The sequence below is a fragment of the Levilactobacillus zymae DSM 19395 genome (assembly GCF_001434115.1).
Classification (GTDB): domain Bacteria; phylum Bacillota; class Bacilli; order Lactobacillales; family Lactobacillaceae; genus Levilactobacillus; species Levilactobacillus zymae.
Window position 1 is genome coordinate 1 of record NZ_AZDW01000020.1, and the last position, 25,441, is coordinate 25,441.

At 52.4% G+C, this 25,441-nt stretch carries 22 protein-coding genes; 13 read left to right on the top strand and 9 right to left on the bottom strand.

The annotated features are described in order from the left end of the window. Positions 1-285 precede the first annotated feature (285 nt). The gene (locus FD38_RS04540; protein WP_057731704.1) at positions 286-1,095 is read left to right on the top strand and encodes a chitosanase; all 810 of its coding nucleotides are present in this window, start codon (positions 286-288) and stop codon (positions 1,093-1,095) included. Between the two features lie 102 nt (positions 1,096-1,197). On the opposite strand, the gene nadC is transcribed toward FD38_RS04540, so the two are convergent. The 5 genes from nadC to ybaK form a co-directional block, all read right to left on the bottom strand. Continuing rightward, entirely contained in the window at positions 1,198-2,031 is an 834-nt protein-coding gene (nadC, locus tag FD38_RS04545; protein WP_057731706.1) for a carboxylating nicotinate-nucleotide diphosphorylase, read from the bottom strand. Further along, positions 2,003-3,208: an MFS transporter gene (locus tag FD38_RS04550; protein WP_057731710.1), complete on the bottom strand. Its 1,206-nt coding sequence runs from the start codon at positions 3,206-3,208 to the stop codon at positions 2,003-2,005. Before FD38_RS04550 ends, nadC begins: the two co-directional genes overlap by 29 nt. A gap of 105 nt (positions 3,209-3,313) precedes the next feature. Continuing rightward, positions 3,314-4,075, bottom strand: a complete 762-nt coding sequence (locus FD38_RS04555) for an NUDIX hydrolase (RefSeq protein WP_057731713.1) — start codon at positions 4,073-4,075, stop codon at positions 3,314-3,316. A 51-nt stretch (positions 4,076-4,126) separates the two neighbouring features. Next, complete coding sequence (locus FD38_RS04560) at positions 4,127-4,933, bottom strand: hypothetical protein (RefSeq protein ID WP_057731716.1); 807 nt, start codon at positions 4,931-4,933, stop codon at positions 4,127-4,129. Between the two features lie 3 nt (positions 4,934-4,936). Further along, the gene (gene ybaK / locus FD38_RS04565; RefSeq protein WP_057731719.1) at positions 4,937-5,440 is read right to left on the bottom strand and encodes a Cys-tRNA(Pro) deacylase; all 504 of its coding nucleotides are present in this window, start codon (positions 5,438-5,440) and stop codon (positions 4,937-4,939) included. A gap of 178 nt (positions 5,441-5,618) precedes the next feature. On the opposite strand from ybaK, the gene FD38_RS04570 reads away from it, so the two are divergent. The 7 genes from FD38_RS04570 to FD38_RS04595 all read left to right on the top strand — a co-directional run bounded on the left by FD38_RS04570 (position 5,619) and on the right by FD38_RS04595 (position 14,447). Continuing rightward, positions 5,619-6,344 (top strand): GntR family transcriptional regulator, encoded by a 726-nt coding sequence (locus FD38_RS04570; RefSeq protein WP_057731722.1) that lies wholly within the window; start codon positions 5,619-5,621, stop codon positions 6,342-6,344. 750 nt (positions 6,345-7,094) lie between these two features. Beyond that, positions 7,095-9,482 (top strand): phosphoketolase family protein, encoded by a 2,388-nt coding sequence (locus FD38_RS04575; protein WP_057731725.1) that lies wholly within the window; start codon positions 7,095-7,097, stop codon positions 9,480-9,482. Between the two features lie 358 nt (positions 9,483-9,840). Then, positions 9,841-10,614, top strand: a complete 774-nt coding sequence (locus tag FD38_RS04580) for a (S)-acetoin forming diacetyl reductase (protein ID WP_057731728.1) — start codon at positions 9,841-9,843, stop codon at positions 10,612-10,614. A 132-nt stretch (positions 10,615-10,746) separates the two neighbouring features. Next, on the top strand, positions 10,747-10,875 hold the full coding sequence (locus FD38_RS12955) for a type II toxin-antitoxin system RelB/DinJ family antitoxin (RefSeq protein WP_186811339.1): 129 nt from the start codon (positions 10,747-10,749) through the stop codon (positions 10,873-10,875). A gap of 230 nt (positions 10,876-11,105) precedes the next feature. Continuing rightward, positions 11,106-11,693 carry a hypothetical protein gene (locus FD38_RS04585; protein WP_162254313.1) on the top strand — a complete coding sequence of 196 codons (588 nt, stop codon included), beginning with the start codon at positions 11,106-11,108 and terminating at the stop codon, positions 11,691-11,693. A 322-nt stretch (positions 11,694-12,015) separates the two neighbouring features. After that, complete coding sequence (locus FD38_RS04590) at positions 12,016-13,182, top strand: RNA-guided endonuclease TnpB family protein (RefSeq protein WP_057731733.1); 1,167 nt, start codon at positions 12,016-12,018, stop codon at positions 13,180-13,182. A 431-nt stretch (positions 13,183-13,613) separates the two neighbouring features. Further along, on the top strand, positions 13,614-14,447 hold the full coding sequence (locus FD38_RS04595; RefSeq protein WP_057731736.1) for a CAP domain-containing protein: 834 nt from the start codon (positions 13,614-13,616) through the stop codon (positions 14,445-14,447). A gap of 85 nt (positions 14,448-14,532) precedes the next feature. On the opposite strand, the gene FD38_RS04600 is transcribed toward FD38_RS04595, so the two are convergent. Genes FD38_RS04600 through greA form a run of 3 tightly spaced genes read right to left on the bottom strand, consistent with a single transcriptional unit; the run spans position 14,533 to position 17,343 of the window. Then, positions 14,533-15,870, bottom strand: a complete 1,338-nt coding sequence (locus FD38_RS04600; protein WP_057731739.1) for an Nramp family divalent metal transporter — start codon at positions 15,868-15,870, stop codon at positions 14,533-14,535. Next, on the bottom strand, positions 15,857-16,819 hold the full coding sequence (hemH, locus tag FD38_RS04605) for a ferrochelatase (protein WP_057731742.1): 963 nt from the start codon (positions 16,817-16,819) through the stop codon (positions 15,857-15,859). The genes FD38_RS04600 and hemH overlap by 14 nt, the downstream gene beginning before the upstream one ends. Before the next feature lie 35 nt (positions 16,820-16,854). Next, on the bottom strand, positions 16,855-17,343 hold the full coding sequence (gene greA, locus FD38_RS04610) for a transcription elongation factor GreA (RefSeq protein ID WP_057731746.1): 489 nt from the start codon (positions 17,341-17,343) through the stop codon (positions 16,855-16,857). A gap of 738 nt (positions 17,344-18,081) precedes the next feature. On the opposite strand from greA, the gene FD38_RS04615 reads away from it, so the two are divergent. The 5 genes from FD38_RS04615 to FD38_RS04635 all read left to right on the top strand — a co-directional run bounded on the left by FD38_RS04615 (position 18,082) and on the right by FD38_RS04635 (position 23,547). After that, positions 18,082-18,837, top strand: a complete 756-nt coding sequence (locus FD38_RS04615; protein ID WP_057731748.1) for a response regulator transcription factor — start codon at positions 18,082-18,084, stop codon at positions 18,835-18,837. A gap of 10 nt (positions 18,838-18,847) precedes the next feature. After that, entirely contained in the window at positions 18,848-20,173 is a 1,326-nt protein-coding gene (locus tag FD38_RS04620) for a GHKL domain-containing protein (protein WP_225430818.1), read from the top strand. 1 nt (position 20,174) lies between these two features. Continuing rightward, positions 20,175-21,503, top strand: a complete 1,329-nt coding sequence (locus FD38_RS04625) for a hypothetical protein (RefSeq protein ID WP_057731751.1) — start codon at positions 20,175-20,177, stop codon at positions 21,501-21,503. A gap of 17 nt (positions 21,504-21,520) precedes the next feature. Continuing rightward, positions 21,521-22,840 (top strand): sensor histidine kinase, encoded by a 1,320-nt coding sequence (locus tag FD38_RS04630; protein WP_057731753.1) that lies wholly within the window; start codon positions 21,521-21,523, stop codon positions 22,838-22,840. A 518-nt stretch (positions 22,841-23,358) separates the two neighbouring features. After that, positions 23,359-23,547: a hypothetical protein gene (locus FD38_RS04635; RefSeq protein WP_057731756.1), complete on the top strand. Its 189-nt coding sequence runs from the start codon at positions 23,359-23,361 to the stop codon at positions 23,545-23,547. A gap of 570 nt (positions 23,548-24,117) precedes the next feature. Here FD38_RS04635 and FD38_RS13015 read toward each other — a convergent pair. After that, a complete protein-coding gene (locus tag FD38_RS13015) occupies positions 24,118-25,422 on the bottom strand; it encodes a hypothetical protein (protein ID WP_057731759.1) in 1,305 nt (434 codons plus the stop codon). Between the last annotated feature and the right edge of the window lie 19 nt (positions 25,423-25,441).

Here is a 25,441-nt window from a genome sequence, read left to right on the forward strand (position 1 = left end):
TTTTTGAAAAACATGAAAACTGACGACTTTTTTGGAAGGTATGAATAATTCAGGTTTAAAAGTATTTTGTGTAATCGGTTTATTTCAAGGATTTAGGGGGTCGTTCACCCCATAGATATAAATGAAAACGGTCGCTTAAGCTTTCAAAAAAGTGTTATGGAAAACTCGTCCTGGGGAGACTAAACTGTGAAAACGCTTAATCTGATAAGTTTAACTAAAATGTGACCGGTAAACCTGAGAAATCACGGGAAACTAGTATGCTAAGAGTAAATGGAGGGGAGAACCATGCAAAAACGATTTTGGTGGCGGAGTCTCGTGGGTATCGGTGTGCTGGTTATAGTGGGGTGGCTGGTATTTCACCGCTCACCGGTGGGTTATCAGGCGCACCGAACGATTCAGAGCGGACAATTACGGGCAACCACGTTTGCGTTAGTGAGTAGTGCCGAGAACTCGACGACGGCGTATCAACGGCAGTACCGGTATATTCAAGACATTGGGGATGGTCGGGGATACACTGCGGGCATCATCGGGTTCACCACGGGAAACGGGGATTTACGCCAAGTGGTGCTACGTTACCGGCAATTACGATCCAGAAATGACTTGAACCAATTTCTGCCAGCTTTGAAACGGGTGCAAGGAACGGCTAGTCATCGGGGCCTAGGACAGCCATTCGCAACCGCTTGGCGCCGGGCTGCGACGGATCGTCAATTTGTGAGGGCGCAGGATGACATCTTGAATCAGCAGTATCTGCACCCGGCGTTGCGGGCCGCCCGGGACGATGACTTGGGACCATTGGGCCAATATATTTACTACGATGCTCTGGTGGTCCATGGTCCCGGTCACGATGCGACCAGTTTTGGCGGAATTCGGCGGCGGGCGCGGCACTTAGCCCGAACCCCAGCCCAGGGCGGCAATCCCGCCACCTATCTACGGGCCTTTTTGCGGGTGCGCCAAGGGGTGATGCGTCAGGAGGCCGCGCATCACGACCTCTCGCGGTTGACCGTCCAACGCCAATTGATTCGCCAACGAAATTTCGCGTTACGGCGCCCCCTGAAATGGACGATGTATGGTGATCATTACCACTTGTCGGTCTAAATTCGGGGTTGGCAACAACCAATTTGGATCGTAAAGGGACGTCACCGAAGCAGTGACGTCCCTTTGTGATCCAATCAGGTTGGCTGACCAGTCATGAAAGAATCAATCCGTTAAATTAAAGGAAATATCGAGCGCTTGAACGCTATTGGTCAGGTAACCCAACGAGATGAAGTCGATGCCGGTGCCCGCGTAGCTCGGTAATTTGGCGGGCGTAATCCCACCGGACGCTTCGACTTGGATGGTCGGGGGAACCAGCTGACGCCACTCCCGCACCGTCGTGGGCGACTGGTTATCGAACATGATCATGTCGACGTGGCTGGTGATGGCGAGTTGTAGCTGATCCAAGGTTTCCACCTCGACTTCGATCAACTTGGTGGGGCCAATCAATTGCCGCAACCGCTGCACCGTGGCGGGGAGATCGGTGATCAAGCGTAAATGATTATCTTTGAGCATCACGGCGTCGTACAACCCCATGCGATGATTCAGGCCGCCGCCACACTGCACGGCGTATTTGTCGAATAAGCGGAGACCGGGAGCCGTCTTACGGGTGTCCAGGATGCCGATGGACGGGTCGTTGAGGGCGTCTACGGCCAAATGGGTGGCCGTGGCGATGCCGCTCATGCGTTGCATTAGGTTGAGGACCACCCGTTCACCGGCTAATAGGGTGGTCGCGGGACCGGTCGCGTGGCCCACGACGGTCCCGGCTGACACCAACGTCCCGTCCGGAACCGTCGGGGTGTAGGTCGCCTGCGAACTTAAGAGCTGGTAGACGGCCGCGGGAATGCACTGACCTACCAGAATTCCTGCGCGCTTGGCCGTAAAATCACCGTGCACCATTTGGGGTGGTAAGGCGCTGGTACTAAGATCCCCGGTGGCGAGGTCCTCTTCAAGGAAGGTCGCGAGTCGTTCAGTGAGTCGTTTCGGACTTAGCGTCATGGTCGGCGGCCTCCTTTGACGGGACCGTGGAATCCACGACCCCCACGGCTAACAGCAGGGCCCCGAAGATCAGTAACACTACGAACAACCCTAAAACGGTACTGATGGAGAACTTCAATTGAATCAACAGGCCGACCAGGTACGGGCCAATCGTGGCGCCGACCCGCCCAATCGATTGTGCGGTGCCCATTCCGGTTCCCCGAATGGCTTGGGGAAATTGCCCCGGTGTCAGGGCAATCAACGTCCCCCAGGCGCCCAGGTCGAAGAATGATAACCAGGCGCCACTGACCAGAATTGCCGAATTGCTAGTTGCCATGCTGAAGGCCAGCACGCTGACGATGGTGCCGCATAAGTAAATTAACAGGACGGTTTTCTGTCGTAATCTGCCCATGAGGTAAGCGGCTAAATAGTAGCCCGGTAATTGGGCGAGACTCATCAGCAGGGTGTAGTTGAAACTATGAATGATGGGGAACCCGCGAAGGACCAGGATACTGGGTAACCACAAAAACATACCGTAGTAGGTCAGCATCACGATGAACCACAGGGCGCTTAGGAGCAACGTTTGTTGGCGGTGTTCCGGTTGCCATAATACCTTATAGGATGGTTTGACCATGGGCTTGACCGGCGTATCCGGTAGGTGTTTTCGTAAGGGTAACGCGTACAGGACGGTCAGCGCGGTGATCAGCACGGTCCACCGCCACCCGATGACGGGCATGGCGCCAAAGGCCAGCACGGAGGCCAGAATCCAGCCGATGGCCCAGAAACTATCGGCCATCACCAGCATCCGCGACCGCTGGGTGCCCCGGTAACTATCGGCGATCAACGTGGCCGCCACGGGTAGTTCGCCCCCGAGACCGATCCCCGTGATGAAGCGAATCAGGATAAAAATCGTGACGTTGGGAGCCAGAGTCAAGGCAAGGTTCCCGCACGAGAACAGGGCCAGGGTGTAAATCAGCACCCGCTTACGGCCAATCCGGTCGGCGAGGTAGCCACAGACCAACGCCCCGATGATCATCCCCACGGACGTAGCAGCCCCCACGGTCCCCAGTTGAACGGGCGACAGCTGCCACTCGGTCTTCAGCAGGGGCATGATGAACGAGAGGATGGCGACGTCCATGGCATCAAAGAGCCAGGCCGTCCCCACCACAAACAATAGATGATATTTTGATTTCGACATAAAAATCCTCCCCAGAATTATAATAAAAGTAATATTGACTTTTATCTCATTAAAATAAAAGTAGAAACCACTTTTATTTAACTTAGGCCTAAATATAGGCGGATTCTACGCGTTTGTCAAGGGAAGATAGTTTAGCCGATAAAGGGTTGCCGGTCGCCCCGCACGTTTGGCGGTGGTGGTCCCCACGGCGGTAAATAACTGGCGATGGTTTTTCTTGAAATTCGAGTTGTCCAGGGCATTCAGCGGACACCGCAAGAAGGTGGCGAAGACGGTGCGGGCCTCCCGTAACGTGAAGGTGGGGCCCAGCGTCAGGAGAATGTTGGGCTGGTAGTCGAGCTTGTTACGGATACGCTGGCTAGCCATGGCAATCATCCAGTCGTGATCAAAGGCCAGTTGCGTGAGCGGCGTGGTGGTCCGAGTTGTTTGCGTCGCATAGTAGGTTGCTTGGTCGCTCGTGGGCGTGGTGAAGGCGGCCGTCCCGTTTTGGAGCTGGTAAGCGGTCGGGGTGTCAGCGAATTGAAACCACTTAGCGGCACTGGCGCCGTAGCCCGGTGTTAAGGGCGGCATTTCCGGTAAGAAGGTCATGTAGGCCAAGGCCACGCCCCGGGGACCGGGGGTGCGCTGCGGCTGGGTGAAGGTGGCTAACTGTTCGGTGTGCAGGCGGTCTAGCGCCAGGCCAATCTTCTCGCGGACCAACCGTAAGGCCGCCGCGTCGGCGCTTTCGTCGTCCCGCATGGTCGTGGTGGGTAGGGCCCAGTAGGCCTTGAAGGGGGCCTGGTCGCGCTTTAAAAGGAGCAGGTTGACGTGTTGGGTGGTGCGGTCAAAGCTCCAAATGAGGTTGGTGATGGTAATCGTGGGTGCGGTCAAGGGCCGCCGCCTCCTTTCGAGTTTAGTTTACTGCAGCCGGCATTAGCTGCGTTAGTGATGCCATTTTACGTGAAGGACGATGCGCACGAAGAAGTTGGTCACCAGAGAAATCAGCAGCGAACAGGTGAGCACCACGGTCAACAGGGTCATGACCACGGCCACCCCCCGGAGCCAGCCGGTCGCCCCGTCGATGAGGGTCCAGCCGGCGGTCACGACCATGATCAGGATAATGAACCCGATTAGGCCCATCTGGGAATTAGCGAAGTCGGCGCTACTGAGGTCGAAGCCCCCGACACTGATGTTCATGGCGAGTAAGCCCATCAGTAGCCAATGCCACCAGGGGTCATGCGCGCCCACCACGACTTCACGGAGGCCCTCCCAGTGAAGGTTCAGGGGCTGACTAACGACCGTGACCAGGCCGCTAAAGAGGTCGGGTAACAGCCACGCCGTTAAGCCCAACAGGACCAGGCTACACCCGAAAATGGGGGCGATACCGATAAAGAGGTTCCCCGTGCTTTGGTACCAGCTGCTTTGGTTCCAGGTATGGTTCACGTAACCCAACGCGAGGTCCTTCTCCCCGTTAGCGGTCCGTTGGTGGGGATGGGGCCGTTTTAAGAGGCGAAATTGGGTGATGTGGTGACCGAAGAGGAGCGCGACGATTAAATGACTGAGTTCGTGAAAAAAGATGCCAATAAAGCCTAGGTAGAGCTCGCTGTTGATGCCGAAGCCGTTGGCCAGGTACTGCTTGGTATTGCGGTTGACGCCGGTCAAAAGGGCAATAAAGGCCCCCGGCAGGACCAGGAGCCAAAACACAATCAACGCGAGGTTTTTGGCGAGTAACGCGTAGTCGACGGTCATCGGTTACTCCAACAGGTCGGTGAAGGTCCCGTGAACTAGACCGGCTAATTCGTCGGCGTTCACTTCGACCGACCGGCCAATCTGCCCGGAAGACACCAAAATCTGCCCCTGTTCGTGCGCGGTGTTATCGATGAAGATGGGGAACTGTTTCTTCTCCCAGATACCGACGGGCGTGTTGGCGCCGTGTTCGTAACCGGTGGTCTTGACCAGGTTCTTCAGGGGAATCATGTCGACCTTTTTGTTGCCGGAGGCCTTGGCGAGTTTCTTTTCGTCGAGGTGTTCGTCGATCGGCAAGACGCCGACTAACGGACCGGTGACGTTACCGCTAAGCACCAGAGTTTTATAGATGTGGTGTTCGTCAACGGCGGCGTGGTCGACCTCCATCTGGGCGGTATCGCCGGCCATGTGGGTCGCGAATTCGTATTGTTGATAGGCAATTTTATTTTTATCGAGGATCTGTTCCACGAGCGTTTTGTGGAGACGTTTAGCTTTTTTCTTTTTGGACATGGGAATACCTGATTGACGGAGAGAATCCTCCGTCCCTTTCTTAATAATATTTATAATTGGACCGCACTTTAAAATGAACTGGAACGGTCAGTTTTTATGAAAAAGCAGACACCCTTAGCAAAACCTGCTATACTTTACACCAGTGAAGCGTCTAGTGAATGAGTAATGAGGAGATATCATGGCAGATTTAGTTTATCGACAGGTCATGCGCGATTTAAAGCGGCGGATCCACCAAAATGAATTTCCCAATAAACGGTTACCCGATGAGCGGAGCCTTAGTGAAGCTTATGGCGTCAGCCGGAGCTCGGTGAAGCGGGCGTTGAGCATTTTGGCTAATCAGGGCATCATTTTTAAAAAACGGGGTTCCGGGACCTTTATAAACCCATTATATATGAAAAACCAAACAATTTTTCAATATGAGGGGTCGAATTTAGGAATTACCGATAGTATGAAGTCGGCGGGCAACACGCCGGGCATTCGGTTACTGGGATTCAACGTGGTGCCGGCCAGTAAAGAAATCCAACAGGACCTATTCCTATCGCCGGGCGATTTCGTCTATGAGATCAAACGGTTGCGGCTGTTTAATGATCAGCCGTTTATGATTGAAACGGGGTACATTCCGATTAAGATTGCCCCGAACTTGTCCCAACAGACCGTGGCGAGTTCCATCTTTAATTACCTGGAAAGTCAGGGAAAGGTGGTCACGAAGTCGTTCATGTCGATTCAGGCGGCCCCGTCCACGGCGGACGATCAGGACTTATTGAAGTTAAAGCCGGTCGAACCGGTGGGCATTATGGAAGGAATTTTCTTCCTGGACGACGGGACGCCGTTTGAGGTCTCGAACATGCGGTTGCATTACCGATATTTGAACTATAACACCTTTGTGTCGTTGGATGAAGAATAGAGAGTGCACTTTAGCGCGGGTAGTCAGCGAGCATTAACGTCAAAAGGGCGAGTATCCGGGTTAAGGATACTTGCCCTTTTGGGGTTAAGCGGAACTGACTGCGCTAAAGTGCACGTTTCAGAAGCCGCAGATGACGTGGCCGTACAAGTACCCGCGGGGTTAAGCGGAACCGGCTGCCTGTGGGAGCACGTTTTAGAGGTCGCAGATAGCGTGGCTATAAACATGCCGTGTGGTTAAGCGGAACTGACTGCGCTAAAGTGCACGTTTCAGAAGCCGCAGATGACGTGGCCGTACAAGTACCCGCGGGGTTAAGCGGAGCCGGCTGCCTGTGGGAGCACGTTTCAAAAGTCGCAGACAGCGCCCATAGAATATTCCTCCGGACCAGGTCCCAGCGACCTGGTCCTTTTTGCGCTGGTCTACAACCGGTAATGATTGTAATCCTTAACATATCTAGACCATCAACATAATTGGTATAGTTGTCACCTGGCGCAGCTAAGAAAAAGTCACGGCAACCAAGGCATTTTCATCGCGTTTACCCCGGATTCTTGGGATAATGGGGGTGTGGCGAGTCGATGGTTCTACTTTTATTTAAATTGGACCGTATCAATTTACAAAAAGGTTGACTTTTTCTCAAAACACGGTATTATAGGAATTGTAAAAAGCGTCCCGGGATTTATACGAGATAAATTTTACGACATTTTCTATCAACTAGAGATGCAGTTACGATTTCAAAGAAGGAGTGTTAATTACATGGCAGCAAATACAAACTTCGACTCCAAGGCTTACTTGGAAGGCGTTGACAAGTACTGGCGCGCAGCTAATTACCTTTCTGTAGGTCAATTATTCTTGCGTGACAACCCGCTGTTAAAGCGCGACTTAACTTCTGACGATGTCAAAATTAAGCCTATTGGGCACTGGGGAACTATCGTTTCTCAAAACTTTATCTATGCTCACTTGAACCGGGTCATCCAAAAGTACAACTTGAACATGTTCTATATTGAAGGTTCAGGTCACGGTGGCCAAGTTATGGTGTCTAACTCATATCTTGATGGTAGCTACAGTGAAATTTATCCAAACATCTCGCAGGACGAAGAAGGCTTGAAGCGTTTATTCAAGCAATTCTCCTTCCCAGGTGGTGTGGCTTCCCATGCTGCCCCTGAAACGCCAGGTTCTATCCACGAAGGTGGGGAACTTGGTTACAGCTTGTCTCACGGAACTGGTGCAATCTTAGATAACCCAGACGTGATCGCCGCCGTTGAAATTGGTGACGGGGAATCTGAAACTGGCCCATTGGCTGCTTCTTGGTTCTCAGACAAGTTCATCAACCCAATCAAAGATGGTGCGGTTCTGCCAATCATCAACATGAACGGGTTCAAGATTTCTAACCCAACGATTCTTTCGCGGATGAGCGACAAGGAATTGACCGAATACTTTACCGGGATGGGTTGGGAACCTCACTTCGTTGAAATCGACGAAAATGATACTGACTACATGCGGGTGACTGAAGACATGGCCAAGACCATGGACGAAGCCATCGAAAAGATCAAAGCTATTCAAAAGAACGCTCGGGAAAACAACGACGAAACGTTGCCACAATGGCCAATGATCGTCTTCCGTTCTCCTAAGGGCTGGACTGGTCCTAAGCACGACTTGGACGGTAACCCAATCGAAGGGTCCTTCCGGGCTCACCAAGTGCCAATTCCAGTTGCTGCTGGTGACATGGAACACGCCGACTTATTGGTCAACTGGTTGAAGTCTTACAAGCCAGAAGAACTCTTTAACGAAGACGGTTCTGTGAAGGCAGAAATCCGTGACATGGCGCCTAAGGGTGACCAACGGATGGCCATGAACCCTATCACGAACGGTGGGATCAAGCCAGAACCATTGAAGATGCCTGACTACAAGAAGTTTGCCGTTGACGTTAAGGAACACGGTAAGACGATTGCCCAAGACATGTTAGTTTGGTCTGACTACCTGGCCGAAATGATGAAGTTGAATCCAAATAACTTCCGTGGCTTTGGCCCTGACGAAACCAAGTCCAACCGGCTCTATGCTGCTCTGGATTATGGGAAGCGTCAATGGATGGAAGACATCCACGAACCAAACGACGAAAACATGGCTCACGAAGGCCGGATCATCGATTCACAATTGTCCGAACACCAAGCTGAAGGTTGGTTGGAAGGTTACGTTCTGACTGGTCGTCACGGGTTCTTCGCCACTTACGAATCCTTTGGCCGGGTCGTTGACTCCATGTTGACGCAACACATGAAGTGGTTGCGTAAGGCGGGCGAACAATCATGGCGTCATGATTACCCATCCTTGAACTTTGTCGACACTTCGACTGTGTTCCAACAAGACCACAACGGTTACACTCACCAAGACCCAGGTATGTTAACGCACTTGGCTGAAAAGAAGCCGGAATTAATCCGCGAATACTTGCCAGCCGATGCCAACACCCTGTTAGCCGTTGGGAACGTGGCCTTCCAGAGTCGCAGCAAGATCAACTTGATTGTGACCTCCAAGCACCCACGTCCACAATGGTTCACGATTGATGAAGCCACGAACCTGGTCAACAACGGGTTAGGCTACATCGACTGGGCTTCGACCGACCAAGGTCAAGAACCAGACATCGTCTTTGCCGCTGCTGGTACCGAACCAACTTGGGAATCCTTAGCTGCGATTTCCCTGTTGCACGACGAATTCCCAGAAATGAAGATCCGCTTTATCAACGTGGTCGACATTCTGAAGTTGCGTTCGCCTAAGTTGGACCCACGGGCAATCTCTGACGAAGAATTTGATCGTCTGTTCACGACTGACAAGCCAATCATCTTTGCATGGCATGGCTTCGAAGACATGATCAAGGGTCTGTTCTTCGACCGTCACAACCACAACTTACACGTTCATGGTTACCGTGAAAACGGTGATATCACCACGCCATTCGACATGCGGGTTCTTAACCAGTTGGATCGCTTCGACTTGGCTAAGGAAGCTGTCAATGACATCCCAGAATACGCTGTTAAGGGCGCTTACTTCGTTCAACGGATGGATGACATGGTGGCTAAGCACACGGCTTACATTCGTGAAGTCGGGACTGACTTACCAGAAGTTAACAACTGGGAATGGAAGCCTTTGAAGTAATCTGCGGATTACCGCGTAGGTGACCGAACCACTAAATTCTGATTAATTAAAGACGCGTTGACCGCACTCGTATGGGTGGGGCTAACGCGTCTTTTTGTGTCCCTGACGAGTTAAGGAAAATATAATTTGTTCACAATAATTACGCTTACATTTTTGAAAAATTGATGAAACTGAATCGGCTAGTTCCCCGTCAACCGGGGCTTAATGGCCGCTCAGTCAATTGCCGCTAACCTTTCATAAATTAGAACGATGAAACTTATTTACACACTTTTGGCTTGATTTTTGAACAAAGTCCCAGTATACTTTCGATATTGATAAAACGTTATCTACTTCACAAACAATCACGGAGGGCTTAAATATGTCGAAAAAAGTTGCGTTAGTGACCGGTGCCGGTCAAGGAATTGGGGAAGCCATCGCTAAGCGGTTGGCCAACGATGGTTTTGCCGTTGCATTAGTTGGTCGTCACTTGGACAAGGTTCAACGCGTGGCCGATGAAATCGTTAAGGCTGGTGGGGAAGCCCTGGCCTTAAAGGCGGACGTAGCCAAACGCGACGAAGTCTTTGCCGCTGTGGATGCCACCAGCGAAAAGTTCGGTGACTTCAACGTCATCGTGAACAACGCCGGCTTAGGCCCAACCACGCCGATCGACACGATTACGCCCGAAGACTTCGAATGGGTTTACTCCGTCAACGTTGGGGGCGTTCTGTGGGGCACGCAAGCCGCACACCAAGCCTTCAAGAAGTTCGGTCATGGTGGGAAGATCATCAATGCGACGTCGCAAGCCGGTGTTGTGGGGAACCCGAACCTGGCCCTGTACAGTGGGACTAAGTTTGCCATCCGGGGGATTACCCAAACCACGGCCCGTGATTTAGCCGAAGAAGGCATCACGGTCAACGCCTTTGCACCGGGTATCGTGAAGACGCCAATGATGTACGATATCGCCCATGAAGTTGGCCAAAACGCCGGCAAGAGCGACGAATGGGGCATGGAAACCTTCTCCAAGGACATCGCCATGAAGCGGCTGTCCGAACCAGAAGACGTGGCCAACGCCGTCGCCTTCTTGGCGGGCAAGGATTCCAACTACGTTACCGGTCAAACGTTGATCGTTGACGGTGGGATGCAATTCCAATAAAAATCAATTAAACGATTAGTGGCCTCCGGGAGCGGTTTAACCGCCCTGGGGGCTTTTCTGTGCGCCGATAATGAATTGATGTACATTTAGTTTGACGTTGGTATCAGTCCAATTGAAAGAGGTGAGTCGGCTGTGCAAGAACCGAAAAGAGCCAGAATTATTTTACGAACCGATTCAGAATTAAAGGAAGAGGCTCAAGCGACATTTGAAGAAATGGGATTATCCTTGTTTCAAGGAATTCAATTATGCTTGCGTGCATAACAGCCTAAACACTCCTCAATGTTCCCAGAAGCTCGGTCGTTTACGGCTGAGTAGTTCACAGAAACCTTCCAGATAATTAGGGTGATTGTCTGGAAGGTTTTGTTTTCTTACAAAAAAAATTAAAATAATTAATATTTGGTTGGCGCGCGCCAAATTATGACATCTCCACTTTGTATAATGGCCTCAATGGTTGTGACCAGATTACATATTCTAAGAATGGAGTGTTTAGAGTGAAACAACGGGGATTTAAAGTAGGACGTCGGTTCTTGGCGTTAGTCGCAGTAAGTTTGGGTGTCATGACGGCGGGGCTGTTCGCCGGGACGACCACGGCTTCGGCGAAGGCCACCATCACGCCAAGTTATGCGTTCTTCCCAACCAAGACGATTACGTACAACATTTCGACGTCTTCGAAATATTACCGGGGCGTTTGGAAGAAGGCGGTCAAGGCCTGGTCCAAGAACGGGACGTTGAAGTTCAAGGCCACGACCAAGAAAAAAGCCATGATGCGCTTGGGTGCGGCCCGGCATCTGAACTACAAGGAACCCGGTAATTTCCGGTTCCAGAGTAAGACAATCATGAACACGGAGACCGGCGAAACTCTCAAGGTATTCACGAAGGTCGACGGCAAGCTAGATATGGATTATCTCGCGAAGCAAAAGCTGTCACGGACTAAAAAGGTTGCGCTGGCCGTTCGCCTAATGGGCTTCATGGTGGGACTGGACAACTCGACTAACGGTAAGAGCGTGATGGGCGATTACCACACGTCCTTAGCGAAGGTTGATAAGCAAGGCGTCGCTTACGCTTACCGCCTCGTGTAAACTGAGTTAGTTCATAAAACGGTTATCAGGTCAGGATGAGGCTGACTTGATGGCCGTTTTTGACTGTCGTGAAGGTAATATCTGGTAGGGCGATTGATGGAACAGATGGTGAATGGGTTCCCGAGCCCGAAATTAGACTCGCGATTGATCCAGAATTTATTGATATTTGGGCGAGAAGACACGTTCTTTTAAGGACGTGATGAATCGCCTTAACCTTTTCGTGTACTTGTAAACCGTATTACTAGTAAAGTGGTTGTATACTGACATTGGATCAGTTACTTGAATAACTAATGAGATAGGCTTCGCGAAAGGTGGTGATCCAATGCTGAAAGGCATCAAGCTCCGTCTGTACCCGACTCGAGCTCAAGAGGGCCAGCTATGGCAATTGTTTGGCAATAATCGCTTTGTTTGGAATCAAATGTTAGCGATGGCCAAGGCCCGGTATAAAAACAATCCGGGTAGTCGCTTCATCAATGAATATGGTATGAATAATTTGCTCAAAACGCTTAAAACTGAATATCTTTTTCTCAAACTAAGTGATTCAACAAGTCTGCAGGTCGTAAATCATCAGTTAGCGCAAGCTTTTTCGATGCTGTTCAAGCATCGCGGTGGTCAACCACGCTTTAAATCACGCCGGTCAGCTAAACAGGCGTACACCGGCCGATTTCCTGCCAGTAAACAGTTAGTGGTGGCTAAACATCGCGTCAAATTACCAAAACTTGGTAGTATCAAGACTAGTAAAACGGGTCAGTTAGTTGATGGTCAAATTAAGCGCTACACCGTCAGTCACGACGCTACGGGACGTTACTATTTGAGTTTACAAGTTGAATTTCCGGAACCTAAGTCACTTCCTAAAACGGGGGTTCAAGTGGGTATCGACTTGGGAGTGGCTGACCTAGCAATTACCTCTAACGGTCAGAAGTATCCTAAATTTCAAGCGCCCTGGGAGGAAAAACAAGGAATTACGTGGCAACGAAAGTTTGACCGTCGTAAACGTCAAGCCAAGGTTAACGTGATTCAGTGGAACCATGATAAAGCTCACTTGATTAAGCTGGAACTCAATGACTACCAAAACTGGCAACGCGCCAGAAAAATCAAGGCGCGCTACCAGCAAAGGTTGGCTAATCGGCGTAAAGACTACTTAAACAAACTGACGACTCAGTTGGTCAAAGTCTACGACGTGATTGTGATTGAGGATTTAAAAGTCAAGAATCTGATGCATAATCATCACCTGGCCAAGTCGATTGCTAATGCCAGCTGGTACCAGTTCCGAACCATGCTAGATTATAAGTGTCAGTGGTATGGCAAACAGCTTATAGTGGTGAGCCCTAATTATACCAGTCAACAATGTTCAAAATGTGGTTTTCAAAGTGGTAGGAAACCACTCGAAATTCGTGAATGGACTTGTCCTCACTGCGGGACGCATCATGATCGTGATATTAATGCAGCCGTTAATATCCTACATAAGGGACTAAAAGCGGTTCAATAGGAACCATGAGGCTAGGGACTAGCCTTGGTAAGAGAGTTGAGTTCTGTGAGTTAGGTGCTCGGAATACCGACATAACAGCCTAAACACCCCTCAACGTTCCCAGAAGCTCGGTCGTTTACGGCCGAGTAGTTCACCAGGAATGTTTACGAGAATTTTGGTTTTTTCGGCTAGCTAAGTCCGGGCGCGTTATTGGTAAGCTACAAGCCACGACTTTCTACGTGTTAGGGGTAGAGACGAGCTTTGACTTATCTCAGCATTAATTTTTAAACCCAGTGGCGGGATTATTTCCCGGTGCTGGTTTTTATAAAAAATTTTACCCTAGAACTCATTCACGCCAAATTATGTCATGGTGCCTCGATATAATGAATCATGACCGTTGCATGAATCACTGCGGAATCAACGGTTAACCGATTTATAAGGAGGATACATATATGACAAAATGGCTGAAAGCAAGTTTACTGATTGCGATGGGGTTCGGACTACTGGCCGGGGTGCCGACCGGCGCTAACGCCACCAGCAAGGGGCACGTCGTTGCGACGACTAAGGTGGCCAAGAAAGCTTACCACGCGACTAAACAGAGTCCAATTTACACGACGACTTCATTAAAGAAGGTCCGTGCCAAGGCCAACCTGCACACGACCTATTACGTGACCAAACAGGCCACCATCAAGCATAACGGTAAAAAGGCCGTCTACCAATACGTTACGGCCAAGCAGGTCAAGGGCTGGCTCAAAAAGACCAGCTTAAAGGCCGGCAAGGTGGTCGTTAAGTCTAAAGCGTTCAAAGTGGCGGCCGCAAACCAAGCCTTTTTGACCGAAGTGAACCATTACCGACAACAACACGGTACCGCGGCAATCCAGTTAGATAGCCAGTACCAAGCCCTCGCCATGCAGCGGGCTAAGGAACTTTATCAATTAGGCTTCGAGCAGTACGACCATCAGGATCGGCCCTACGCGCAACTCGATGCCAAGCAACTGGGCATTAGTTTTCAACCCAACGCTTGTCCAACCTGCCTTTACGGCAATGGGCCCATTAGTGAAAGCGTCTCGGAAAGCTATGCAGACCACGCTAACCAGGCCAAGGTCGCCGCTAAGGTCGGTAAGGCTGAGGCCAAAGACCTCCTATACAAGTCCGTCGAGGGCAGCTGGGATAATCGCGAAAACCTGGTACGGGCTAATTCGACCAAGATGGGAATTGGCTGGTACGACCATGGTGGGGACATCTATTTAGCAGTCAACGCCGAGGTCACGCCATTAGCAGACTAGACTAATCAAGCAATCACTGAATCTTTCCAAATGAAAACGACCCCATCATCTTCAATTCGCCGAAGATGACGGGGCCGTTTTAAATTTAAAATAACGATACGATCAGTTCCAGATTCAACGCGGTAATCACACCCGCTAACCCGTAACCAATCCACTGGGTGGCCCGCCGATTGACGTGGTCGCCCATCAGTTCGCCATCGCTGGTCAGGCGCACCAGCGGGAAGAGGGTTAACGGAAGCGCGATGCTCAACGCGATTTGGGCGTAGACGATGAGTTCTTCAAACGCCGCATCGTTGAAGCCCACCAGAAAGCCGATGATGAGAATCGGGACCAGGGTGACCGCCCGGGTCAACAGGCGCCGTTCCCAGAGGGGCAGTCGGATGTGCAGGTACCCCTCCATCACGATTTGCCCGGAGAGAGTACTGGTGATGGACGAGATCAACCCGGTGATCAACAGGGCAAATGCGAACAGCCAGCTCATCAACGGACTCGCTAACTTGCCCACGACCGCCGAGTTTTGCAGACCGTAGAACACGTCTTGCAGGCTCGCCAGGTTCTTGGTGGTGTGCCAGAACAGGGTGCCCCCTAGAATCAGGAGCAGGGCGTTGATCAGCAATGCCGCCACCAGATGAACGTTGGAGTCCCAACGAGCGAAGCGTAACGCCTCGTTGACCTGCTGCGGGTCGTGATGGTCGTACCGGCGGCTCTGTGCCAGCGAGGAATGCAGGTAAATGTTGTGGGGCATGATGGTCGCCCCCATGATGCCGAGACTCAAGACCAGTTCGGCGTGGTTGGTGAATAACGACGACGTGGGCACTAAACCCTGAGCAATTGCGCCCATGGCCGGGTGGGCCCGGAGCACTTCCAGCCCGAAGATGATGCCGACCGTTAGAATCGCCAGTAAGACGATCATTTCGATCCGCCGAATCCCGAAACGCAGGAATAGTAAGACCACCAGCACGTCCAGAATCGTGAGCAGGATACCGTAAAGCAGGGGTAAGCCGAACAATAACTTCAACGCGATGGCGGTGCCGATGACCCCGGTCATGTCGGTGGCCATCATCGCCAGTTCGTTGAGCAGCCATAGGGTGAGGCGGCCGCCCACGGGGATGCATTCGGCGACGGCTTGGGCCAGGTCCCGCTGGGTAACGACCCCCAGTTTAATTGAGAGCGTCTGCATGAACATCGCGACCACGATGGACAGCCACAGGACTGCCAGTAGGGTGTAGCGAAACTGACTTCCGCCGGCCAGCGAGGTCAGCCAGTTGCCGGGGTCCATGTAGCCCACGGCCACCAGGGCGCCGGGGCCGCTATAGGCCAGAAACTTTTGCAGGAAGCTGGTTTCGTAAACGCTGGGGACCAACACGCTTTGGTTGATCTCGTCGAGACTGGGGCGGTGTTCCGGCTGATTAGATGACGGCATTGCCCAGGCCCCCTTGGTTGGCTTTAACGGCGAGATCGGCCAGAAATTGGCTGAAGGCCGGGTCGGCGTTCATGGGTGGTACCAGATCCAGGGTATCGCCGCCGGTCGCCCGGAACGTTTGGTAATTTTGCACGCGATCCTCTTCCAGGGTTTCGAGGCAGTCCGCCACGAACGACGGGGTGACCAGGAGGACCCGGCGTTTCCCCAGCTCGACCAGTTGCATGAGTTCGTTTTTCAGGTAGGGCTTAAGCCAGGGCGCCGGGCCAAACTTCGACTGGTAGGCCGTGGTGACCTGGTCATGGGAAATCTCCGGCAAGTACTTAAGCACGCCGGCCGTGGTGGCCGCACACTGCTGAGCGTAGGGGTCCCCGTGGCGCACCATGCTCTGGGGAATCCCATGATAGCTAAACACGATGGCGTCGTAATCGGCGGCCAGCCAGGCTTTTTGCAGTTTCGCCGCCAGTAATTTTTGATAAGTGGGTTCCTGATAAAAATGTTTGACGATGGTGATCGGCACCTGCGCCGCCTGGGCCGCTTCAATGATGGTCTGGTGGGTGCTTTGGGTGTATTGCGGATAGAGCGGCACCACGATGGTGTGGTCACATCCCGCTTGGGCCATGGCTTGCAGGGTGGTGGTGATCTGCGGCCCGCCGTAGGTCATGGCGTAGCGCACGTCCCAGTCGGGGAGGGCGGCTTGGACCTGGCGGGTCATGATCTGGGTGTAGGCGACCAGCGGCGAGCCACTGGTGGTCCAGATATGTTGATAAAAGGTAGCCGAACGCCACGAACGCAACGGCAAGATGATCCCGCGCAGCAGTGGCTGCCAGAACCATTTGGGGAGTTCGACCACGTTTTGGTCGCTTAAAAATTCACGTAAGTAGGTTTTGACTGCCGGCGTGTCGGGTGACGCCGGTGAGCCCAGGTTAACTAAGAGTAAGCCAGTCTTCATATGTCATAGATGCTCCTTTAGAACGCTCATTTGGATTAAGATTGGGGCGCGGTGAGGCTCACGGCCACCAGCTTGACCTGGTAGCTGGCCGCGGGGGCGTGAACCGTCACGGTGTCGCCCACCCGGTGGCCCATCACGGCCTTACCTAGCGGGGAGACCCGGGTGGTCTTGCCCGCATCGAGGTCGGCCTCGGCCGTCCCCACGATTTGGTAGGTCACGGTGTCGTGGTCGTCGAGAAATTCCAGGGTGACCCACTTGCCGAGTTCGACGACCTGGTCGGCGCTGGGGGTGACGATCCGGGCGTATTGCAGCTCCTTGTTCAAGAATCGTAACCGGCTTTCCAAATGCCGCAGGTCACGCTTGGCGGCGCTGTATTCCGCATTTTCGGAGAGGTCACCGTGGGCGCGGGCCTCCGCTAGGATTTCAATCTTGTGCGGCCGGTCGGCTTCCAGTGCCGCAATCTCCTGTTCGATTTGCTGATACCCCGCCGCGGTGATGGGGTTAAAGTCTCGTTGATGGGCCATGGGCGCTACCTCCTAAGTGCAGCTAATGGGTGCTGCGTGCTCAATAATTTCTAAATTCAGTTTAACGCAATTATCCACCGGAAGAAAACCCTCCCAACTAGCTCAAAACGCGATTGGTGGCCGGGAGTTGGGGCTTTAACCGGACGCTCACTTTAGTTGGTTTTGTGTCCTATCTAATGAGACACAATTAAATTGTTCTGAAATTAGGCACTTTAACGTGCATTTAACGACGTTTTTGCCACTTATCGTCTGAATGATTAATTCCATGATATTCTTATTGCAGTTGGAAGGGACCAACAACTTCAGAACTTGGTTCCGAGCACAGGGGGAAACATGCGTCCCGTTGTGTAAATACCTAGTTGAGGGAACTTTTTAGGACGTCACAATGCGCTGAAGAGTAAGCTTCAATAAATAACGGATTATTACCAATGTAGTCAGTGATTAAAATTAAGAACTTGGGGGAGTGCTAAATTTTACCTACTAGTTAATGGAATAATCTGCTTAGAGTATCGTCCATTGGGGGCGGTACTTTTTTTGTCCTTGTGGGGCTTGACCAGGGTTAACGCTGATGATGGTTGGGCGACATGGTCGGGGGAGTGGGCGATTGATCGGGGCGAAATTAAAATTGTCTTTACCGGGCAAAATGTAAAGTATAAGTGTGATTTACCCTTAAAAAGGATTGAAACTATTTCTAAATCACGTTACATTAAGGGTGTTTAGTGAAGGGAGACGATCGCGGTGTTATCGGTCTATTTCTGTGAGGATAACCCCGAACAACTGGCTCATTATCAGGAAGTTGTTCAACGATACATTATGATTAACGATTACGACATGCAGATCAAACTCGCAACGGCTAGTCCGAAGGCCCTACTGGCGGCGCTGGAGACGGATGCGCCGAAGTACGCCCTGTTATTCTTGGACATTGAATTTCCGGCCGAGGACATGAACGGCTTAGAGACCGCGATTGCCATTCGCCAACAATTGGGATTTGCGGAAATCGTCTTTGTCACCACCCACTCGGAGATGGCCTTACTGACGTTCGAGCGGAAGGTGGAGCCGATGGACTTCGTGGTCAAGGACCTCGGACGTGAACAGATCGACCAGAAGCTCCGCGAAAACGTTGATTACGGGTATCAACGGTATACCAATTATCTGGAGAACACGGAAAACTTATTCCAGTACACCATTGGGGGGCGTAAGTTTAGCCTGCCGATGGGGGACGTCTACTTTGTCTCGACCGCGGACACGCCGCATAAGGTCTCGGTGCACGCGGCTAACCAGCTGGTCGAATTTCCGGGCTTCCTAAAGGACGTGGCGGACCAATACCCGGAACTTTACCGGACGGATAAAAGTTTTCTGGTCAACCTCGACAACGTGAGTGGCATCGATTCGACCACGCGGCGGCTGATCTTTCCCAACGGCGACCAGACCGACGTGGCGACCCGCCGCTTCCACGAGGTGAAAACGCTGGTGCAGAAGCATTTAAACGAATAGGGTGATGGGTGTGACGTGGCATTTGTTTGATCAAAATTTCTGGGTCAACTTCGTGCTGGCGATGACCATGCAGTGGTTCTGGACCATCTGGATCGGAGAGATTCGGCCCCAAAACTGGTCGTTACCCGTGAAGTGGGTCCTCTGGGCGCTGATTTCGGCGGTGATTGGCGAGGGATGGAGTCTGACGATTCCCCCGTTAGCGGCGCTGGTGTATTTGTTGCGGCACCATCGCAATCTCGCACTGATTTTCATGAACGCGACGATTGTGATTTTTTTGATTGTGGTGCTGGTCAACGACTTTTCGTGGGAACTGATGCGCCAACTGTGGGGGGACGGCGTGGCCCAAAGCGTGATGGGGGTGGCCAGTCGGCTGACGGTCCAATTGATGGTCTATTCGCTAATTTCGCTAAGCGTGGTGTGGATGCACATCCAGCCCGGAAACCTCGACCAATTGGCGTTGAGCCATAAAGAACAGTGGACCGTTTTGGCCCTGCTGCTCAGTCTCTCGTCACTGGTGGGCCTATCGTCGACCATCATTCACCACATGAATCTCAGCCAGGGGATGCTGACGTTTTCTCTGGGCATCGAGGTCCTGATGATCGGACTGATCGTGGTCAGTCTGTTTATTTTCCTGCGCAGCTTCATGATCCGCCAGCGGGTCAAGTCCGATTACCAAACGGCGATGTTACAGAGCCGCTACGACCGGCGCATTTCGGACCAGGTACAAAACATTCGGGACTTTAAACGGACCTATCAGGACCAGATGCTGCGGCTAGGCGATTACTTAGACGCGGAGGACTACGAAGGCCTGGAACGCTACTACCAGACCCTCAACACGCGGTGGCAAACGACCAATCAATTGGCCGGCCTAGAGATCGATGGCCTTCAACGACTCAACGATCCCCCGTTAAAGAACCTCCTGTTTCAAAAAATTCTAGCGGCCCAGCAACATCACTGGCACTTTCGCCTCGAGGTTCCCGACCCGATTCAGATGATTCCCATGAATAACGTGCAATTACTACGGGTACTGGGAATCCTCTTGGATAACGCGATCGAGGCGCCCTTGGAAGGGGAGCTGCCCGAAATCTACTGTGCCATCTTAGACTACCCGGACGCCGTCGAACTCGCGGTCGCCAACCCGGTTTCCGTCGAGCACCCACCGGCCATTACGCAATTCATGCGGGCGGGGTATACCACCAAGGGTGGCGGCCACGGCCTGGGGCTCAGTACGGTTCAGGAAATCATCGACCAGACCCCTAACGCGTCCTTACAGATTATGATCAAACGCCATCATCTGTACTTCACGATTATTTTGACCAAGACGGGAGGCGAATAGCGTGTTAGCCGTAACCATTCCCAGCTTTTGGTTGGCCGATTTTGTGATGGGCTTTTGGTTCATCTACTTTCAATATTACTGGTTGCCCCAATTACGGGTGCGCCACTTCATGGCCTACGCGTGGGGACTGGCGGCGGCCTACGCCACGGCGGACACGGCGGTTTTGGTGTTCACCCACCACGCGCTGTTGACCTCGTTACCGGCCCTGATACTAGTGGGCGTAGAGTGTTTGACTCTGGTACGTCGCTATCGGCGGTATCTACCGGCGTTTATCAGTATGACGATTCTGGCATACCTGCTGATCGAGTTTATTGATACGGTCAGCCTGACGCTCACCATGCTGCTCACCAACGTGGCGTTTATGACCACGTTGCCGGGGGGCGTCGTGACCCTGACGTTCGATTCCGTCTTCTTCGCCCTGACGCTCCTGGCGACCCTGTCCACCCAGGCACCCATCGAAAACTTGATCCAGTCGATGCTGGGCCGGAATGCGGCGTATTTTTTTCTGGGCCTGATGTCGGTGATGATGTTGGTCTTTAGTTTGTTTGAATACGCGTTACAGGCGCTAAATTGGTCGGTGGGTTACCTGATCTTTTTGATGGGCATCTCGGGCGTGTTGATGCTGGGGGTCACCCTCTGCACCTATATTCTGGTGCAGAGTCACCTACAGACGGAACACACCCACGCGCAGCTACAGGTGCAACGGTTCCATGACCAATACGAAGCGGAACTCCACCGCCAGGTCGCGTCCGTCCGGAAGTTCCAGCACGATTACCAAAATATGTTACTGGGGCTCGGGGGCTACCTGGCGGACCACGACTATGCGGGCTTTCAGCAACTGTACATCGATATTCGGTCGCGGTGGGCCACCAGTAACGCCGCTGACTTAACCATCAACGACCTCGAGAACATTCCCAAGATTGGGGTGCGCTATGAGGTTTATCATCAATACTTAGAGGCCCGGCGGTTGGGCGTGGACATGTACGTGAAAACGCCGGAGCCGTTGACGCTGACCATGGAAGCGTTGCGGCAGTTGGCCCGGATCGTCACCCGGACGTTTCCCATCGTCTTACCCTACGTGGCCCAATTACGACCGGCCATGGTCACACTGGAACTCTTGGATGCGCAATACGCCGTCCACTTTCGGCTGACGTTTCCGGTGGGGGACGATGCCCGAATCGTCGCCGCCCATCAATTGACCAGTGCCCAGGGCGACCTCGATTTTAGCCAGGTCACCCGGCATTTGACGCTGGACACCAGTACGATGTTGCAGGCTAAGCGGCACTGGGGGCAGTTGGAAATTATCTTGCCGAAGAACGGTCAGAACTGAGGGGAGGAGCGAGCAGGATGTTAACACCCAGTGGTAGTGATTTTTGGTTAACGAACTTTGTGATGTGTGCGTGGTTCGTGTCGTTTCAATTCTACTGGTTCCCGAACTGGCGCCGGCCGTGGTTTCAGTGGGGGTATGTCGGGGTCGCCGCGTTGTTTACGGCCCTGAACCTTTTAGCCAAATGGCCGCCCTTAGCGTGGCTCCGTGGCACATCGGTATTGATTATTTTGGCCATCGAACTGGGGTGGTTGATCGCCCATCAAGGCCGCCAGCTGATTCCAGCCTTCTTGACTGTGTCGCTACTCGATTATCTGTTAAGTGCCTTCGTCAACAGCGTAAGCGTGATGATCACCGTCCTCTTGACGTCGTACCACTTTACGCGGACCGCCTGGGGGTTGACCACGATGTTGACCTTTAGCACGATTCTGTTTTCCCTGATTGCCCTGGGGTTGCTGGGCACACAGGCGCCGATGGAAAACTTCATGCAGGCCGTGATCAGTCGGCGGACGCAGTACCTCTTGCTCCTGTTTATGCTGATCATGTGGGTGGTCTTTATCCTGTTCCTGTCGCTCTTACGACTGATGAACCGGTCGAACGGTTACCTGTTCTTTCTGGTCGGCATCACGGGGGTGGTCATGGTGAGTCTGACCGTGAGCATCTATCTGTTATTACAGACCCATCTGCAGCAGGAACACGCCCGGATCCAGGCCCGCCATCAGGCCTATCACCAACAGTACACCGCGGAGTTACAACGGCAGTCGGTCCTGGTCCGGAAGTTCCGTCACGACTACCAGAATATCTTGCTGGGGCTGGGTGGTTACTTAAACGAAAAGGACTACGCGGGATTTCGCCAATACTATATCGATATTCGGTCACGGTGGGCCACCAGTAACGCCGCCGATTTGACCATCGATGATCTGAACAACATGCCGCGGGGCATCGTGCAGTACGGGGTCTATCACGATTACCTCTTGGCCCAACAACTGGGCGTCAACCTCTTTATTAACATTCCGAAACCGTTGATTGCTTCCGTAGCGGTCGGCCGGCGGGTGGGGAAGATACTGACGCGGACAGTTCCCGTCACGGTTCGGGCGGTCACGGATTTAAAACCAGCGGTGGTGACCTTAAAAATTACGGAGTCACCGGACTTGTCGTGGGTCGAACTGACCTTTCCGGTGCCGGCCAACGTCCAAATCGTCCACGGCAACCGGTTACTAGGCGACCAATTTCAGCTAGACTTTTCCGGCGTTCTCAAGGACTTGCCGCCCGCGGTGACCCTCCAGTTAGAGACCAAGTTACACTGGGGCCGACTGGTCGTGACCCTGCCGATGACTTAGCGGAGGTTAGTAAAATTCACAAACTAAGTCGCAACTTATTGTTTAACTAAGAAATGTATAATTGTAAAGAAAGCGCTTGCAATTATGAGATGCTCTGATATACTAAGAGTTGTAATACCAATCAATCTTTCAGAGAAGCTGGGAAATAGAAGCGTTTTGCAGTTTCTTGATTTTGTGAATAAAGCCTAATTGTGACGATTAGATTTTATTCATACTTCGAATAACGGTGTGTTGTTCGAGGTTGGCACTGAACAAACTCAATACTACATATTGAGGTTTTAGCTAATTTGAGCGACGACGTTTCCTGACTACAAACTGTGATACGCTTAAACTCTAATGATGCTAGTGGGAACCGGAGTGTGGTTACTCCGGTTTTTTTGTGCAATAAAAGCGGTTAAAAATCAGGGAGATGCCTGATTGTGGCGCACCGATGAACACGGTACCATAAGATTAAGCTCAATAGTGCACACGAGCTAATCCGCTTGATCAGTTAGCAGGCAATAAGGGGGCCGTTACTCATGAGACTTGGGTTTAATGGAACTTTTTACAAGAATTTCTACTTTTGGCTGGGTATCGTGTTCTTACTGGTCACGGTGCTGGAAAACGTCTACCTCAACGTCGCGTACAACGTTGGTGGGGTGGGCGCGGGCCTCTTGTTCACCCTCATGGGGGTCTTCAGCGTCGCCGGGAAACGTACCCGGAATTAAATTATTTATGGTGAGTGGTCGCTGACAATCGTCGGGGGCCACTTTTTTTGGTGGCAAATTCCGTTGGCCCGGCAACGGAATCTGCTGGATAACTCCTGGTCAATAGCGGGTGGTCTAGTCTGGGCGAATGGGATGGCCAGTGACTAACTAGTCTGCTGCATGAAGATTGGCCTAGGCCGATACCAATGCCGATTATGACAAATGTAATATTTTAAAGCTTGTCAGGGCGGCCGAGGAAGTCTATAGTAAGACTGTTCTATGGAATACATAGTTTTGGGGAGCAAACACCGCCGTGACCGGAAAACAAACCGCAACCCAATCACTGCCGACCGGGGGGATGGCGGGGATGGTGAGCGTCGTTCGCTGATAAAATCAGTTGTGTCATCGTCAATTGTGACCCGTTAAAATGAAACTTGTCAATTTGTGCCAAAGGGTAAGTTGGTCATCGGAGACCACATTAAAAATAGCGTTGTCGTCGTTGACGGCAGCGCTATTTGGGGTTTTAGGGGGTTAGGGAGTTAGTCCGGCCCGTTCAAAAAACAGGTTTGGCCGGGGCCAAACCTGTAGGAGTTAATGTTTACCGTCGGCCACCTTGGTATATAACAGTTGGAACTCAACGGAGAGATCCGTGTCGGTGTTGTAGGTGGTGTACCCCATGCTAGCGGGATAACCCACGGCGGCGTTTAAGTAAAAGTTCTTCATTTTATCCTTGTTGAGGGTCTGTTCTAAGTACAGGGCGAGATCCTTGACTAAGGTTTTGACGTTCCCGGTATCTGGATCGACCTTGGTGCCCAGCAGGCGTTGAATGTCTTCGGGGAACCACGGGTCCATGTTGGCGGTCAGCTTATCGTGACTCGACCCCACCCGACCAGCGGTGCTGGAGTAGAGGAAGTTGATGTCCTTAGCCTTGAGCTTACCGGTGACTTGGTCGTAAGGATCGAAGTTATCGGCAAAAGCGGTGGTGGTCAGGGCGCCGTCCCAGTCGTCGATCTGGGCGAGTCCCTGGTAGGCGCCGGCCAAGTCTTGGCTGACCTTGAAACCGTCCTTGACCAGTTGTGCCGTGACCAATTGGGTAAAGGCGTTGTCCTGTTGCCCGAGCACGTCGTTATTGGTACTCTTCTGGACCGTGAAACTGGTGGCCGACTGATTCTTCTTGAGATCGGTGGTTGTTGAACTGGTGTTGGTCGTGGCGTCCTGGGTGCTGTCACTGGTTTGGGCCTTCAGGTAACCGCGCCAGATCCAGCCCTGAAGCTTGCCATCGCTACTCTTGACGTGGTAGTAAATGGCCGAGTTGCCCTTGGCCTTGCGGTAGAGCTTTTCGTGAGCGTCGGTCAACCAAGTCACGTCGGCCGTATCGGCGTTGTTGCCGTACTTGGTCCCCAGGTGTTTGGAGTACCGGGCGCCGGTGGTGGCGGTGTAGGCGTGTTGCTTCATGCTCTTACGCCAGACCAGCTTAACGGAATTCGACCGAGCCGCGGAGTATTGCCCCTTGGTCGTGGTGGTGTGTTCCTGGGTGGCCGTGAGGTAGCCGCGCCAGATCCAGCCCTGAAGCTTCCCGTCACTACTTTTGACGTGGTAGTAAATGGCGGACGTGCCTTTGGCCGGCCGGTAGAGCTTTTCGTGGGCGTCGGTGACCCAGACCACCGATTTCGTGGTGGCGTTGTTGCCGTACTTGGTCCCCAGGTGTTTGGAATACCGGGCGCCGGTGGTGGCGGTGTAGGTCTTCTGCCCCATACTCTTGCGCCAGACCAGCTTGACGGATTGACTGCGCGTGGCTGAATAACTGGCGGCGTGAGCGGTGGTCGTGGCGGTCATGCCGAACCACGCACCGAGCCCCAGGCCGCAAACCAGTGCGCCTTGAACAATTTTGCGCATCTTAAAATTCCTCCTTTAG